Origin of the sequence: Streptomyces sp. NPDC050759, from assembly GCF_044456945.1 — a bacterium.
In the GTDB taxonomy this organism is placed as follows: domain Bacteria; phylum Actinomycetota; class Actinomycetes; order Streptomycetales; family Streptomycetaceae; genus Streptomyces.
Genome location: NZ_JBITGI010000001.1, coordinates 974,361 through 987,543 on the forward strand (window position 1 = coordinate 974,361; position 13,183 = coordinate 987,543).

General features: G+C 71.2%; 10 protein-coding genes. 2 read left to right on the top strand and 8 right to left on the bottom strand.

Features of this window, described 5'->3' with window-relative positions:
• Nucleotides 1–7: 7 nt before the first annotated feature.
• From ACIBJB_RS04315 to ACIBJB_RS04350, 8 genes are all read right to left on the bottom strand, one after another.
• The gene (locus ACIBJB_RS04315; RefSeq protein WP_398926312.1) at nucleotides 8–2,008 is read right to left on the bottom strand and encodes a glycosyltransferase; all 2,001 of its coding nucleotides are present in this window, start codon (nucleotides 2,006–2,008) and stop codon (nucleotides 8–10) included.
• Nucleotides 2,005–2,907, bottom strand: a complete 903-nt coding sequence (gene rfbD, locus ACIBJB_RS04320) for a dTDP-4-dehydrorhamnose reductase (RefSeq protein WP_398926314.1) — start codon at nucleotides 2,905–2,907, stop codon at nucleotides 2,005–2,007. The genes ACIBJB_RS04315 and rfbD overlap by 4 nt, the downstream gene beginning before the upstream one ends.
• Nucleotides 2,904–3,890, bottom strand: coding sequence for a dTDP-glucose 4,6-dehydratase (gene rfbB, locus ACIBJB_RS04325; protein ID WP_398926316.1), 987 nt, complete (start codon nucleotides 3,888–3,890; stop codon nucleotides 2,904–2,906). Before rfbB ends, rfbD begins: the two co-directional genes overlap by 4 nt.
• Nucleotides 3,887–4,954: a glucose-1-phosphate thymidylyltransferase gene (locus ACIBJB_RS04330; RefSeq protein WP_398926318.1), complete on the bottom strand. Its 1,068-nt coding sequence runs from the start codon at nucleotides 4,952–4,954 to the stop codon at nucleotides 3,887–3,889. The genes rfbB and ACIBJB_RS04330 overlap by 4 nt, the downstream gene beginning before the upstream one ends.
• Nucleotides 4,955–5,165: 211 nt before the next feature.
• Complete coding sequence (locus ACIBJB_RS04335) at nucleotides 5,166–9,254, bottom strand: Rne/Rng family ribonuclease (protein ID WP_398926320.1); 4,089 nt, start codon at nucleotides 9,252–9,254, stop codon at nucleotides 5,166–5,168.
• A gap of 263 nt (nucleotides 9,255–9,517) precedes the next feature.
• Nucleotides 9,518–10,282, bottom strand: coding sequence for a TIGR03936 family radical SAM-associated protein (locus tag ACIBJB_RS04340; protein ID WP_398926322.1), 765 nt, complete (start codon nucleotides 10,280–10,282; stop codon nucleotides 9,518–9,520).
• Between the two features lie 48 nt (nucleotides 10,283–10,330).
• Nucleotides 10,331–11,521 carry a hypothetical protein gene (locus ACIBJB_RS04345; RefSeq protein WP_398926324.1) on the bottom strand — a complete coding sequence of 397 codons (1,191 nt, stop codon included), beginning with the start codon at nucleotides 11,519–11,521 and terminating at the stop codon, nucleotides 10,331–10,333.
• A 15-nt stretch (nucleotides 11,522–11,536) separates the two neighbouring features.
• On the bottom strand, nucleotides 11,537–12,064 hold the full coding sequence (locus ACIBJB_RS04350) for a GNAT family N-acetyltransferase (protein WP_398926326.1): 528 nt from the start codon (nucleotides 12,062–12,064) through the stop codon (nucleotides 11,537–11,539).
• A 91-nt stretch (nucleotides 12,065–12,155) separates the two neighbouring features.
• Between ACIBJB_RS04350 and ACIBJB_RS04355 the strand changes: the two genes are divergently transcribed.
• Both ACIBJB_RS04355 and ACIBJB_RS04360 read left to right on the top strand, forming a co-directional pair.
• Nucleotides 12,156–12,740 (top strand): TerD family protein, encoded by a 585-nt coding sequence (locus tag ACIBJB_RS04355; protein WP_266382795.1) that lies wholly within the window; start codon nucleotides 12,156–12,158, stop codon nucleotides 12,738–12,740.
• A 77-nt stretch (nucleotides 12,741–12,817) separates the two neighbouring features.
• On the top strand, nucleotides 12,818–13,054 hold the full coding sequence (locus ACIBJB_RS04360) for a hypothetical protein (RefSeq protein ID WP_398926328.1): 237 nt from the start codon (nucleotides 12,818–12,820) through the stop codon (nucleotides 13,052–13,054).
• Nucleotides 13,055–13,183: the final 129 nt, after the last annotated feature.

Consider the following 13,183-nt stretch of genomic DNA (forward strand, 5'->3'; position numbering starts at 1 on the left):
GGAAGTCTCAGCCCTTCTTCTGGTTGGTCAGGGCGCGCTTGATACGCCCGGCGGCCCGGCGCCACAGCGGGCGCGGCGCGGCCGCCTTCTTCTTGGGGGCGCTCGGAGCGGCCTTCTTCGTGGCCGACGGGGTGTGCCGGTCGATCACCTTGGCGGCACCGGAGGCGTCCACCACGACATCGACCGGGAGCCGGGTCCACTTGCGCTCACCGCGGGCCGCGGAGGGCACGCCGATCCGGACCGCCCAGCGCATGCCGGTGAGCTTCTCCAGCGGCAGCTCGGCGGTGACGGTACGGCCGTCCAGGGTGGCGTCGGCCGGGTACTTGCCGACGTTCTTGCGCTCGAAGCGGAGCTGGACCGGGTCACCGCCGGTCGCGTCGACGTGCAGCGGCAGGGGCAGCCGTACGACGGAACCCTCCACCGTGGCCTGGGCGGGCGGCATGACGGCGACCGCCTCGCCCTCCAGCTTGCCGGTGTGCTGGTCGACGTCGAGCGAGAGGTTGCCGGGACCGTCGGTCCAGTACGGCAGGACGAGCCTGGTGGGCTCGCCGGTGAGGGCGGCCAGGCGACCGGCCTCGGCGTCCGCGCCGCGCACCGCGCCGAGCCGGGTCTCCTTGCTCCAGCCGCAGGACTTGATCCTGAGGTGCAGATCCCAGATGCCCTTGTCGAGCGGGGCCCCGGAGGCCGCGGTCTCGGGGTCGAGCTCGGCGCGGGCGGAGATCCGCTGACGGAAGGCACCGTCCCCGGCGGCGACCTCGTGCAGCTCGCTCTTGACGGGGAGGTAGAACTGCCGGGCGTCCTCGCGGTGCCGGACCACCAGGTCCACGTCGCTCTTGGCCAGCGGGGCGTCCAGCGCGATGCCCTGGTCGTCGAGCGCCTTGAGGGCCTCGTCGGACAGCGGGAGACCGAGCAGCCGGCGCTCGCCCTCGCGGCGGAAGGTCATCGGCTCGTCGCCGAAGTGCAGCTCGGAGTCGAAGCCGACGCGCAGGGTGCCGTCCTGCCACTCCAGCGAGGTGAGCTCGCCGGTGGGCTTGATCCCGGCCTCCCACTCGGCGAGCGTGCGGATGTCCTGGTAGCGGTCGGCGAAGATCAGCCCGGCGACGACCTTCTGGGTGAGGCCGAGACGGGCGACGACACCCGGTCCGAAGCGCTCGGTGACCACCTTGTGGATCTCGGTGTACAGCTCCTCGGCGTAGTCCTCGGGGAGCTTGAGCAGCCGCTTGCCGCGCAGCCGCTCGACCATCTCGTTGCGCAGCCAGCGGCTGAACAGCTTGTCGCGCAGCGCGCCGGGCTCGGTCAGCGACTCGACGACGTCGAGGGCCTCGCGCAGGTTGCCGAAGTAGCCGACCGGGTCGAAGCGCTGGAAGCCGGCGTTGGAGCCGTCGTCACGGGTGATGTGGTAATAGCACAGGTAGTCGCCGAGGACGGAGACGTTCTTCGCGCGCAGATAGGTCTCGACGACGAAGACGTGGTCCTCGAGCCGGCGGCGACCCTCCTTGAAGCGGATCCCGTGCTCGTTGAGGAACTCCCGCCGGAACATCTTGTGCGGGGTGAGGCTGTCGATCAGCGGCGCGTTGGACACGCTGGCACGCGGCCGGTTGACCCGGAACAGCTCCTGCGGGACCGGCCGTCCGATGCCCGCCATCTTGCCCACGACGACGTCGGCCTCGTTGGCCTTGCCGTAGTCGTACATCCGCTCCAGGGCCTCGTCGCCGAGCCAGTCGTCGTGGTCGACGAACATGACGTACTCGCCCTGGGCGGCCTCGATGCCGGTGTTGCGGGGGCGGCCCGACCAGCCGGAGGACTCCTGGTGGATGACGTGGAAGTGCGGGTGCTCGGCGGCGAGCTGGTCCAGCCGGGCCGGGGTCTCGTCGGTGGAGCCGTCGTTGACGAAGAAGACCTCGAACTCGTCCGGGGTCAGGCTCTGCCGGAGCAGGCCCGTGATGCAGTCCTCGACGTATTTGCCGGGGTTGTAGACCGCGATGACGACGCTGACCTTGACCGTCACGCCGTGTTCTCCTTCAGATGGACCCGGTGGATCTCCGGGAAGGCCTCGGTGAGAGCCGTGCGCCAGTCGCGCAGCGGCTCGATGCCGGCCTCGGCGAACCGGTCGTGACCGAGGACGCTGTAGGCGGGACGGGGGGCGGGGCGTACGAACGCGGCGCTGGTCGTGGGACGGACCCGGTCCGGGTCGGTGCCGAGCAGCCGGAAGATCTCCTGGGTGAAGCCGTGCCAGGTGGTCTCGCCGGAGTTGGTGCCGTGGTAGACGCCGGCCGGGGCGGTACCGGCCAGGGCGCCGAGGCCCAACTCGACCAGCAGGCCCGCCAGATCGGCGCTCCAGGTGGGCTGGCCGCGCTGGTCGTCGACGACGTCGAGGGTGTCCTTGACACCCTCCAGCTTGATCATCGTGCGGACGAAATTGGGGCCGCCGGTGCCGTAGAGCCAGGCGGTGCGCACGACGTACCCGCGCTCCGGAAGTCCCTTCAGCACGGCCTGCTCCCCGGCCAGCTTGGTGCGGCCGTAGGCGCTGCGGGGCGCGGTGGGGGCGTCCTCGGTGTACGGCTCCTGGGCGTCCCCGGCGAAGACGTAGTCCGTGGAGACGTGCAGCAGGACGGCGCCGGTGCGGGCGCAGGCGGCGGCCAGGTTGGCCGGGCCGTCGCCGTTGATCGCGAGCGCCTCGTCCTCACGGGTCTCGGCGTCGTCGACTGCGGTCCAGGCGGCGCAGTTGACGACCACGGCGGGCCGGTGCTCTTCGAGTGCCGCGCTCACGGCGCCGGCGTCGGTGAGGTCCAGCGCTTTGCGGTCGAGGGCGACGAACCGCTCCCCCGACTGGGACAGCCGGGCCAGGACGTCCTGGCCCAGCATGCCGCCCGCGCCCGTGACCAGCCAGGTGCGGTTGTCGGTCACAGCGCGGCCCGCTCCTTCAGCGGCTCCCACCAGGCGCGGTTGTCGCGGTACCACTGGACGGTCTCGGCGAGGCCCTGCTCGAAGCTCTTGCGGGGCTCGTAGCCGAGCTCCTCGCGGATCTTCGTGCAGTCGACGGAGTAACGGCGGTCGTGGCCCTTGCGGTCCTCGACGTACTCGACGCTGGTCTCCCAGTCGGCGCCGCACGCCTTCAGCAGCAGCTCGGTGAGCTCCCGGTTGGAGAGCTCGGTGCCGCCGCCGATGTTGTAGACCTCGCCGGCGCGGCCCTTGGTGCGCACGAGCTCGATGCCCTGGACGTGGTCGTCGATGTGCAGCCAGTCGCGGACGTTGCCGCCGTCGCCGTAGAGCGGGACCTTCTTGCCGTCGAGAAGGTTGGTCACGAAGAGCGGGATGACCTTCTCGGGGAAGTGGTGGTGCCCGTAGTTGTTGGAGCAGCGGGTCACCCGCACGTCCAGGCCGTGGGTGCGGTGGTACGACAGCGCGATCAGGTCGCTGGACGCCTTCGCCGAGGAATACGGCGAGTTGGGCTCCAGCGGGTGCGTCTCGGGCCAGGAGCCCTCGTCGATCGAGCCGTAGACCTCGTCGGTGGAGATGTGCACGAAGGTCTTGATGCCCGCGCGGTGGGCCGCGTCGATGAGGGTGTGGGTGCCGACCACGTTGGTGCGCACGAACTCCGCGCCGCCGTCGATGGAACGGTCGACGTGCGACTCGGCGGCGAAGTGGACGACCTGGTCGTGCTCGGCCATCAGCTTGCCGACCAGCTCGGGATCGCAGATGTCGCCCTGCACGAAGGCGAATCCGGGGTGCTCGCGCACCTCGTCGAGGTTGGCCGGGTTGCCCGCGTAGGTCAGCTTGTCGAGGACGGTGACGGCGATGTCACCGGGGCCCTCGGGGCCGAGCACGGTACGGACGTAGTGCGAGCCGATGAAGCCGGCACCGCCGGTCACCAGAATCCGAGTGGTCATGAAGAGATCTGCACCTTGCTGTGATCACCGAGCACGAGCCGGTGTGCCTTGGGGTTACGGGGCGCGGGCGTGACCTCGACGTCACGTCCGATGAGCGAGGCCTCCACGCGGCGCACGCCGGTCACGGACGAGCCGCGCAGCACGATGGAGTACTCGATTTCGCTGTCCTCGATCCGGCAGTCCTCGGAGACGGACGTGAACGGGCCGATGTAGGCGTCGTTGACCACCGTGCCGGCACCGATGATGGCAGGACCGACGATCCGGCTGCCATTGACGCTGGCACCGGCCTCGATCCGGACCCGGCCGATGATCTCGCTGCTCTCGTCGACCGTGCCCTCGTTCACCGGCTCGACGGTCTCCAGGACCGACCGGTTGACCTCCAGCATGTCGGTGACGTTGCCGGTGTCCTTCCAGTACCCGGAGATGGTCGTGGAACGCACGTCGCGCTTCTGGTCGATCAGCCACTGGATGGCGTGGGTGATCTCCAGCTCGCCGCGCCAGGAGGGCTCGATGGAGCGGACGGCCTCGTGTATGGCCGGGGTGAAGAGGTAGACGCCGACGAGCGCCAGGTCACTCTTGGGCTGCTTCGGCTTCTCCTCCAGGCCCACCACCCGGCCGTCGCCGTCGAGTTCGGCGACACCGAAGGAGGTGGGGTTGGGGACCCGGGTCAGCAGGATCTGCGCCTCGGGCCGCTCGGCGCGGAACTCGTCCACCAGACCGGTGATGCCGCCGACGATGAAGTTGTCGCCGAGGTACATGACGAAGTCCTCGTCACCGAGGAACTCCTGCGCGATGAGGACGGCGTGGGCGAGGCCCAGCGGCGCTTCCTGCGGGATGTAGGTGACCTTGATCCCGAACCGGGAGCCGTCACCGACCGCCTCACGGATCTCGTCCGCGGTGTCGCCGACGACGATGCCGACCTCGCTGATCCCGGCCTCGGCGATCGCCTCGAGGCCGTAGAACAGCACCGGCTTGTTGGCTACCGGCACCAACTGCTTGGCGGACGTGTGGGTGATCGGGCGGAGGCGGGTGCCCGCTCCCCCGGAGAGCACGAGAGCCTTCACGAAAATCCCTATTTGTCTAAATTAAGCGTCAATCTCGGCTCACATCATAACCCTGAGGACAGGCCGGAGATTCACCAGCCATTCACACGATCGATCACCGGTTGACAACTTTCCGTCGGACGCAATACCCACAGAATCACGAAATCCGCCCCTGGCGAACCAAGAGCGGATTTCGATCTTCAGACGGCCGAAACTATGCGGTGACCGTCCGTCAGGCCTCGTCGGCCTGGGTCGAGACGGACCGCGGCGACTGCTGCTCGGCCGCCACCGTCTTCTTCGACGCCGCCTTCTTCGCGGTCGTCTTCTTGGCCGCGGTCTTCTTCGCGGCCGTCTTCTTGGCGGTGGTGGCCTTCTTGGTCGCGGCCTTCTTCGCCGTGGCCTTCTTGGCCGTCTTACGGGCCGTCTTCTTCGCCGGAGCCGCCTCCTCTGCGGGCGCCTCCGCCTCGGCCGGGGCCTCCGCCGAGGGCACGACCACGACGGCCGCCTCCTCGGACGCGGTGGGCGCGGTGGCCTTGCGGACGGCACGACGGCGCGGACGGGCCGGGGCTGCGCTCTCGGCGACCGCCTCGGGCTCGGCCGGCGCGGCCAGGGCCGTCTCGGGCTGCGGCTCGGCCACCGGCGCGGTCTCGGCGACCGTCACCACGGCGGCCTCGGCACCCGTCGGGGAACCGGCCGGGGCCGATGCCCTCCGGGTGGCCCGGCGGCGCGTACGGCCCTTGGGAGCGGCCTCGTCGGCGGCGGGCTCGCTCGCGGACACGGCCTCCACGACGGGGTCCTCAGCGGCGACCGGCTCGGCCTGCGCCTCGGCGGCCGTCTCCGGCTGCACGGGACGCTCGGCCTCCACCTCGGCCGGCACGGCCTGAGCGGTCGGCACCTCGACGTCCTCGGAGACCGGGCTCTCCTGGTCGGCCGGCGCCTCGGCACCGCCCGACCTCCTCGACCCGCCACCCCTCGGGGCACCGGCCGGAGCCGACGCCCGACGGCTCGCCCTACGCCGGCCACGCCCACGGGTGGCCGCGGCCTCCGCCTCGGCGACGCTGCTGTACAGCTCCTCGTCGGGCGCGAACTCAGCCGGGGTGAGCGCGATCGGCTCAGCCACCTCGGCGGCGAGCTCGGCCTCGGTCTCGACCTCTTCGGGCGCCTCGGGAGCCTCTACCGCAGCCGCGGCCTCGTGGACGTGCTCCTGCCCGTCACCACCGCGCCCGCGCTTCTTGCGCTTGCCGCCGCCACCCGCGGAGGTCGGTGTCTCCATGTGCACGATGACACCGCGGCCGTTGCAGTGGACGCAGGTCTCGGAGAAGGACTCCAGCAGACCCTGGCCCACCCGCTTGCGGGTCATCTGGACCAGGCCCAGCGAGGTGACCTCGGCGACCTGGTGCTTGGTCCGGTCCCGGCCCAGGCACTCGAGCAGGCGCCGCAGCACGAGGTCCCGGTTCTGCTCCAGGACCATGTCGATGAAGTCGATGACGATGATGCCGCCGAGGTCGCGCAGCCTGAGCTGGCGCACGATCTCCTCGGCCGCCTCCAGGTTGTTCCTGGTGACCGTCTCCTCGAGGTTGCCGCCCTGGCCGGTGAACTTGCCGGTGTTGACGTCGACGACGACCATCGCCTCGGTCCGGTCGATCACCAGCGAACCGCCGCTGGGCAGCCAGACCTTGCGGTCCAGTGCCTTGGCGAGCTGCTCGTCGATCCGGTACGTGGCGAAGACGTCGACCTCGGAGGTCCACTTCGACAGCCGGTCGGTCAGGTCGGGCGCGACGTGCGAGACGTATCCGTGGATGGTCTCCCATCCCTCGTCACCGCTGACGACGACCTTGGAGAAGTCCTCGTTGAAGATGTCGCGGACAACCCGGACGGTCATGTCCGGCTCGCCGTAGAGCAGCGTCGGGGCGTTGCCGCTCTTGGCCTTCTTCTGGATGTCCTCCCACTGCGCCTGCAGCCGCTCGACATCGCGGCGCAGCTCGTCCTCGCTCGCGCCCTCGGCGGCGGTGCGCACGATGACGCCCGCGTCCTCGGGGACGATCTTCTTGAGGATGGTCTTCAGGCGCGCGCGCTCGGTGTCGGGCAGCTTGCGGCTGATGCCGGTCATGGAGCCCTCGGGGACGTACACGAGGTAGCGCCCGGGCAGGGAGACCTGGCTGGTGAGCCGCGCCCCCTTGTGGCCGATCGGGTCCTTGGTCACCTGGACCAGCACCGACTGACCGGACTTCAGCGCGCTCTCGATGCGGCGCGGCCCGTTGGCCATGCCGAGCGCCTCGAAGTTGACCTCACCGGCGTAGAGCACCGCGTTGCGGCCCTTGCCGATATCGATGAAGGCGGCCTCCATCGACGGCAGCACGTTCTGGACCTTGCCCAGGTAGACGTTGCCGACGTACGAGGTGGCCTGCTCCTTGTTGACGTAGTGCTCGACGAGCACCCCGTCCTCGAGCACGCCGATCTGCGTGCGCTCACCGCTCTGCCGGACGACCATCACCCGCTCGACGGCCTCACGGCGGGCCAGGAACTCGGCCTCGGTGATGATCGGGACCCGACGGCGGCCCTGCTCACGGCCCTCGCGGCGGCGCTGCTTCTTGGCCTCCAGACGGGTCGAGCCCTTGATGGACTGCACCTCGTCGGACGGCTCCGAAACCCTCTCCCGCGCGGGACGGGGCTCGCGCACCTTGACGACGGTCCGCTCGGGGTCGCCGTCGTCGGGCTCAATGTCCGCGGAGGAGTCCCCGGCCCGACGCCGGCGGCGACGGCGGCGACGGCTGGAACTGGAGCCGCCGGACTCGTCGGAACGGGCGTCCTCGTCGTCCTCGTCGTCCTGCTCGGCACCGTCGTCGTCCTGGGACTGCCCGGCGGCGGGCTCGTCGGAGTCCTCCGAGTCCTCGTCACCGGACGCCTCGGCGGACTCGCCCCGGCGCCTGCGACGGCCACCGCGACGACGGCGGCGCCGCGACCCGGTCTCCTCGGCGTCATCCGCGTCCGCGGAGTCCTCGTCGGCGGCCTCGTCCGTCTCCTCTTCCTCCACGACGGTCTCGGCGGCGGTCTCCCGCACCTCGGGCTCGTCACCGGCACCCCGACGACGGCGGCGGCGCCGCGGCGCGCTCTGCTCGTCGGCGATCTCCTCGACCGGCTCGGCGGACTCGACCGGCTCTTCGCTCTGCTCGGTCTCCGCCTCCGCGGCGGCCTCGGCGGCGGCCCGCTGCGGCGTCTGGAACTGCGGCTCGGTGAAGACGGGCGCCTGGAACACGGCGACCGCGGGGCGCGCAGGGCGACGCACCGACTCGTCCTCGGTCTCGTCCTCGGCCACGTCCTGGGCAACGCGAGCGCGTCGCGCGGGCTCGGAGAACCCGGTGGCGGCCTGGCGAACGGACCGACGACGGGCACGGCGCGGGGCGGCGTCCTCGGCGGGGGTCTCGGCGACAGGCGCGGGGGCCTCGGTGGCGGGCTCCTCCACGGCAGGGGCCTCGGCGACCGGCTCGGACGGCGTGGCCTCGGCGGCCTCGTCCTCGGGGGCACCGGCAGGCGCGGAGACACGGCGCGTGGCACGGCGTCGGGACCGACGCGGGGCGGCGTCCTCGGCATCGGCGGTCTCGGCGGGCGCTTCCGCGGTCACCGGCTCGACGGTCTCGACGACCTCGGCGACCTCCGCTGCGGCAGGCGACTCGACGATCTCCGCGGCCTCCGGAGCACCGGCGGGCGCGGCTGCACGCCGGGAGGCCCGGCGACGCGTACGCCCGGCGGGCGCGGTGGTCTCGGCAGCGGGCGCCTCATCGGCGGTCTCGGCCTCGGCAGGGGTCTCGGCGGTCACCGGAGCCTCGGCCTCGGCGGCCACGGGCGCGTCAGCGGGGGTGGACACCCGGCGCGTCGCACGCCGACGTGTACGCCCGGCGGGCGGGGCAGCGTCCTCCGCCTCGACGGCAGGCGCGCTCTCCGCGACCGCGGACTCGGCGGGCGCCTCGGCGGCCACCGGCACCACGGTCTCGGCGGCCTCGGCCGCCGCGGGCGCCCCGGCAGGCGCGGACGCCCGGCGCGTCGCACGCCGACGCGGACGCCCGGCGGGCGCAGCGGCCTCGGTGCTCTCGGTGGTCGCAGTGGTCTCGACGGTCTCGTCGAGCTTCTCCTCCTCGTCCGTGACGAGGTCCTCCGCCTCCGCGGCCGGTATGGCCGGAGCGACGACCTCCTCGCCGCCCGGGGCGGCGGCGACCGGCGGTCCCGCCGGCCTGGACGCGGCACGGCGCCGACGACGCGGCGGCAGGGTGTCGCTGGGAGTGTTCTGTTCGGAACCCTCGAGGGGTTCGGTCGGTTCGAGCATGCGGGCATTTCTCCCGTCAGGCTCCCGGGCGCCGCACCTGGTCCGGCAGGGATGCCGGTGACGTCCGCGGCTCGCGCGATGCGCGGTGCCGCCGTCCGGGGCGCGGGCGCCGCACGGGAGCTCTCTGTGTCCTGTCTCGCCGGTTCCGTACGCCCTTGTTGGGTACGGCCTGGCGAAAGTCTTGTGGTCAGTGCACTGCCCGACCCAGGTGGCTCCCGAGTACGAGGGCTGCGCTACGACGCCCGTCCTTCGCGGGACCTTCCTTACGCCGGCGCTTTCGCGGCGGCAGTCGGTTCGGCCGTTGAGTGGGCCTCGACTGCCTCGCGGTCGGGCGCGAGCGGGTCGGTCACCGTGCCGGTCTCTTCATCGAGCAGCCCCTGCGCCAGCCTGGTCACCGCTGCGGGGACCGGCGGCGCCAGGTCGGCCACGGCGCGGAGACCGGACAGGACGTCGTCGGGTCGAACGGCAGGCGTCACGTGCCGAACAACCAGCCGCAGTATCGCACAGGGCTGGTCGGTCGGCCTATCAGCAAATTCACTGTGCGTTTCAAGTTGTACGACCGCGGGGCGGGCGTCAAAGGTCCGAAGGCCGTTCTTGGTGGTGCGCTGGACCTCGACCGCCTCGGCGGCGTTGAACGCGGCGACCGCGCGCCCGGCCTCCGCCGGGTCCACGCCGTCCAGCCTGAGCTCCCACACGGAAGCGGTGAGCCGGTCGGCGAGTCCCGAGGTCCGGGCCTCGACCGCGTCGACGACGTCGAGCCCGGCGGGCAGCGACTCGTCGAGGAGGAGCCGGAGCTTCTCCGGGTCGCGCGCCTGCGTGAGCGCGATCTCCAGGTACTCCGCCTCACTGCCCGTGCCGGTGGGTGCGGCATTGGCGTACGACACCTTCGGATGCGGCGTGAACCCCGCCGAGTACGCCATGGGCACCTCGGCGCGGCGCAGCGCACGCTCGAAGGCGCGCTGGAAGTCACGGTGGCTGGTGAACCGGAGGCGGCCGCGCTTGGTGTAGCGCAGTCGGATGCGCTGCACCGCCGGTGCGGGCGGCGGGCCTTCGGGCTGTCGCTTGCCCAGTGTCGCTCAGTCCTTCGTGAGTGCGGTCGTACTGCTACCAAGAGTACGTGTGTCGGCGCCCGTCGGTTCCCGCAGGGCCACCGCCTCACGCTCACGGGTCTCGCCGACGGCGCCGACGACGCCGCCGTCGCTGATGTGGCCGGCATCACCGAAGAGCATCCGGCGGAAGTCGGCCCGGGCCTGCCGTACGGACTCACGGGCGGAGGCGAGGACGGCCCGGGTGATCCGTCCCACACAGCGCGCGGCCTCGGCGACCGGGCGCAGCACCACGTCCCGGACCATGTGCCCGACCGGGGTCAGCACCGTGCGGTACACCCAGCGCACCGGCTCGACGAAGATCCACCGGAAGAGGGTCCCGAGGAACCGCCCGACAGCGAGGGAGATGTGCCCGGCGATCCGCCAGGCGTGCCCGAGCGCGTCCCACACCTCCCGGCCGACGACGGCAAGGACCCTCCCGATGGGCGCGAGAACCCAGCGCCACAGGGCGACCACCGGCAGGAAGAGCAGGATGCGGGCGATCCAGTACAGGGCGACGCCGATGCCGGTGACAACGGTGCTCGCCAGCCATGCGAGCCCCCTGGCGCACCAGACGATCGCGCGCCCGACCGGAGTGAAGATCCAGGCGAGCACGGCACCGACGCCCTTGAGGAGCCACACGATCCCGTGCCCGACCGGAGTGAACATGCGCGCGTACACCCACACCAGCCCGGCCACGATCCCCCGCGCGACCCACGCGATGCCGCGCGCGATCAGTGTGAATACCGCGCCGACGCCGTTGAGGAGCCACACGATCCCGTGCCCGACCGGGGTGAGCACGCGCGCGTACACCCACACCAGCCCGGCCACGATCCCCCGCACCAGCCACGCGATGCCCTGCCCGACCGGCGTCAGCACATACCGGTACAGCCACACCAGGGGAATGACGACGAGTACCTTGCCGAGCCATCCGACCGCCTTGGCGAGGGGCACGACCACGTAGCGCCACAGGGCCACGCAGGGCCAGACGACCAACGCCCGCCACAGCGGCCGCAGCACGCTGTCCCGCAGGAACCGCCCCACCACGACGAACGCGTCCCACACGATCCGCACGGGCACGACCAGCACGAGCACGACGATGCGTACGGGGATGCGAATCGCGACCGTCAGGCACCCCTCGGGCGGGGGCGCCTGCGGCGCGGGCTGCTTCTCCAGGTCCATAACGACGTAGACGCCTCAGTTCCCCGTACGGATCCAGTACCGCAGCTTTACGCCGCGCCGGTCCTCGAATTCTCCGCCATTGGCCTCGATCACCTTACGAGACGCGGTGTTGTCGGTGTCACAGGTGATCAGGGCCCGGTCGATGCCCAGTTGACGGCAGACGGGCAGGGCGGCCGCGAGCATGGCGGTGGCGTGTCCCCGCCGCCGGGCGCCGAGACGGACCACGTAACCGATGTGGCCGCCGAGTTCCAGCAGATGCGGGGTGAGGCGGTGCCGTATCGAGAGCCTGCCGAGGAAGGTGTCGCCCTCGACGTACCAGAGGTTCGTCATCGGCACCCAGTCCGGCCTGCGCGGCCGCTTCGTCTCCGCACGCAGCATGTCCACGTAGGCCGCGAATCCCGCAGGCTCCCGCCATGCCTGCTCATACAGCCCGAGCTGCCCGCTCTCCAGCACGGCCGGATCGAGACCCGCCTCGGTGAACTCGCGTACCGCGTCGAGGTAGGAGGCGTGGAACCGGACGTCGGGCACAGTCAGCTGCGGCATCGCCCCATGATGACGAGACCGCGGGCCGCCGGGCCACCGGGTTTCACGGGCCTGTTCCCTGACCCCGCGGGCGCCCGTGCACTATGGCCCCATGATTACGCTTACGAAGGAAGACGGCCCCGCCGACCTGGACGGCGTGACCCACCTGTCCATAGGGGTCTCCTGGGACCCCAGCGTCGGCGCCAGCGGCGGAGTGCTCGGCAAGCTCCGTCAGAAGAAGGGCACCGACCTCGACCTCATCGCCATCGCGATGCACGACGGCGACCCGGTCCGCCTGGCGGGCCTCGACTCGCTCGACCCCATCGGCAACGGCTCCCTGCTGCACAGCGGCGACAACCAGACCGGCCACGGGGACGGCGACGACGAGACGGTCACCGTCGAGTTCGCGAAGATCCCGCCGCACATCACCTCGATCGTCTTCGTCGCCGCCGCCTACAAGAAGGGCAGTTCCTTCCAGAAGGCCCGCAACATCAGCTTCAAGGTCTACGACGCCAGCGGCGGCAGCTCCCAGCAGGTCGCCGACATCTGGCCGAGCATGCTCACCACGGACAACGGCTGCGCGGTGGCCAAGGCGTTGCGGGTCGGCGGCGCCTGGAAGCTCGAAGTCATCAACGTCACGGGCAAGATCAAGCAGGGCGACCAGCTGGCCCTGATGCGGTTTGCTGTGAGCAAGTAGCGGACCCCGGGGCGGTGGCTCACCCACTCAGATGCGCTCGGCGAGCGACCGGTCGCGAGGGTGTGCATGGTGAGTTCATGAACACAACACCTCTCTCCAAGAAGGCCGTTTCCCGCATCCCGCGAGTATTCGCGGTGACCGTCGCCGTGGGCATCGCTTGCGCGGCGGGAGTGGCAAGTGCCACCTCCGCCGTGGCCGCGACGCCAGCCACACACGCCGTCACCAAGGCCGCCCCGGTCGGCGGCCACGGTGGCGACGGCGACAACAACCAGTGCGGCAACGGCATCCTGCCCATCCTCAGCTTCTGCAACTGACGACCAGGCGACGGCAGTTCCCGGCCGTCAGCCGCACCACCACACAACCGCACATGTGAAACCCGTCCACCGCAGGGCGGTCGGGAACAGGGACACAATCCCCGTTTCCGACCGCCCTGCCGACCGCCT

Coding starts and splice junctions, on each gene's coding strand:
- rfbB (WP_398926316.1), bottom strand. CDS start 3,890: ATGACCACTCGGATTCTGGTGACCGGCGGTGCCGGCTTCATCGGCTCG.
- ACIBJB_RS04335 (WP_398926320.1), bottom strand. CDS start 9,254: ATGCTCGAACCGACCGAACCCCTCGAGGGTTCCGAACAGAACACTCCC.
- ACIBJB_RS04345 (WP_398926324.1), bottom strand. CDS start 11,521: ATGGACCTGGAGAAGCAGCCCGCGCCGCAGGCGCCCCCGCCCGAGGGG.
- ACIBJB_RS04350 (WP_398926326.1), bottom strand. CDS start 12,064: ATGCCGCAGCTGACTGTGCCCGACGTCCGGTTCCACGCCTCCTACCTC.
- ACIBJB_RS04355 (WP_266382795.1), top strand. CDS start 12,156: ATGATTACGCTTACGAAGGAAGACGGCCCCGCCGACCTGGACGGCGTG.
- ACIBJB_RS04360 (WP_398926328.1), top strand. CDS start 12,818: ATGAACACAACACCTCTCTCCAAGAAGGCCGTTTCCCGCATCCCGCGA.